The sequence below is a fragment of the Neisseria sp. P0022.S010 genome (genome assembly GCF_051956635.1).
In genome coordinates this window covers 1-1,787 of sequence record NZ_JBQCXF010000580.1, presented here as the reverse complement: position 1 = coordinate 1,787, position 1,787 = coordinate 1, and the positions used below count along the sequence as shown (strand labels likewise).

The following is a 1,787-nucleotide window of genomic DNA, read 5'->3' as shown; positions in this document are numbered from 1 at the left end:
TGAAAATGGGTGGCGAGGGCGTAGAAGAAGCGCGTGCTTTCTTGAAGGAATATTTTGCAACCCATGGCGGCGCATTCTTCGAATGTAATGCCGAAGAAACGCAGGCGGCCATGCTGCATCGCTTTGCCGTAGCTTCTGCCGCAATTCGCTATCGTGCGGTGCATGATGATGAGGTAGAAGATTTGGTTGCGCTCGATATTGCCTTGCGCCGTGATGATCGTGATTGGTTTGAAACACTGCCGCCGGAAATCGACAATAAAATCATCCATAAATTGTATTACGGACATTTTATGTGTCATGTGTTCCATCAGGACTACATCATTAAAAAAGGCAATGACTGCATGGCCTTAGAACATGAAATGCTCCATCTGCTTGACCAACGCGGCGCGCAATATCCTGCCGAGCACAATGTCGGTCATCTGTATGAAGCCAAGCCTGCGCTGAAACAGTTCTATAAAAAACTTGACCCTACCAACAGCTTCAACCCGGGTATCGGTAAAACCAGTAAGAAGAAAAACTGGGCTGAATAAAGCATAGTAAAAAACAAAGGCCGTCTGAACATTTCAGACGGCTTTTTTATATGTTTGCTTATCAGAACAGGTTGCTGATGAAAATCAGCAGAATCACCAATGGTACAAGGTATTTCACATAGGCAAACCAGATATTGACGGTGGTATGGTTGCCTTTGTAGAGCAATTCCTCCTTCGCTTCATCTTTCATCACAAAGCCAACAAACAAGGCAGAGCCGAGCGCGGTCAGCATAAACAGGATGTTGCCGCTGATATAGTCAAAGGCATCAAAAATGTTTTTACCAAACACGGAAATATCTTTCCATGGGCCGTAGCTCAAGATGGAAGGAATATTGCCGAAGATAAAAATACCTGCCAGTACGATGGTAATCGCGGCTGCGCGGCGGATTTTGGTTTTTTCCTGAATGGTCGTAATCAACACTTCATAAATGGTCAGAGAAGTGGTCAGCGCGGCAATCAGAAGCAGTGAGAAGAAAATCACTGCAAACACTGGGCCTGCCCACATATTGGAGAACACGATAGGCAGGCTTTGGAACACCAGCGTCGGGCCGGAGTTAGGGGCAACGCCAAAGCTGAAGAGGGAAGGGAAAATCATAAAGCCAGCCAACACGGCAATCAAAGTGTTGGTAATCGCTGTAATCACGGCCGTCTGAACCAGATTTTCGTTTTTATCCAGATAGCTGGATAACGTAATCATCACGCCGAAACCCAAGCTCAAGGCGAAGAATACTTGTCCCAAAACGAAGACGAACAGTTCGGCGGTAATTTTGCTGAAGTCAGGTTTCAGATAGAAGGTAATGCCTTCCATTGCGCCCGGCAGGGTAACGTTGCGCACAACCATCGCAATCAGGAATAAAAACAGCAGCGGCATCAGGTATTTTGCCGCTTTTTCAATACCGCCGATCACGCCTTTGACCAAGATCCATTGGTTCACAACCACAAATAGGAAGGTGTAGAAAGCAATTTCCCAAGGGCTGTTTTCGATGTGTTCGGTAAAGAAGCTTTTGGTGACTTCGCCGGAAACCGGACTGGAAATGTCCAAATTACCGCCGATGATATTGATGATGTAGCTGATCACCCAGCCGCCGAGCACCATGTAATAGGCCATGATGCCGAATGCGCCGAGCAGGCCCATCCAACCGACCGCTTTCCAAATTTTGGCGACTGGTTTGCCGTTCATCGAGCCGCCGAATGCATCCAGCGCGTTCACGCCTTTACGGCGGCCGATGACGTTTTCCACCAAAATCATCGGAATAC

1 protein-coding gene and 1 pseudogene are annotated in these 1,787 nt (G+C 47.5%); one reads left to right on the top strand and one right to left on the bottom strand.

What is annotated here, in order from left to right; all coding sequences use genetic code 11:
• Nucleotides 1-530, top strand: a pseudogene (locus ACTHUT_RS19605) (D-lactate dehydrogenase); the annotation flags it as partial.
• Nucleotides 531-591: 61 nt separating this feature from the next.
• On the opposite strand, the gene ACTHUT_RS19600 reads toward ACTHUT_RS19605, so the two are convergent.
• Complete coding sequence (locus ACTHUT_RS19600; protein WP_440419499.1) at nt 592-1,785, bottom strand: sodium-dependent transporter; 1,194 nt, start codon at nt 1,783-1,785, stop codon at nt 592-594.
• Between the last annotated feature and the right edge of the window lie 2 nt (nt 1,786-1,787).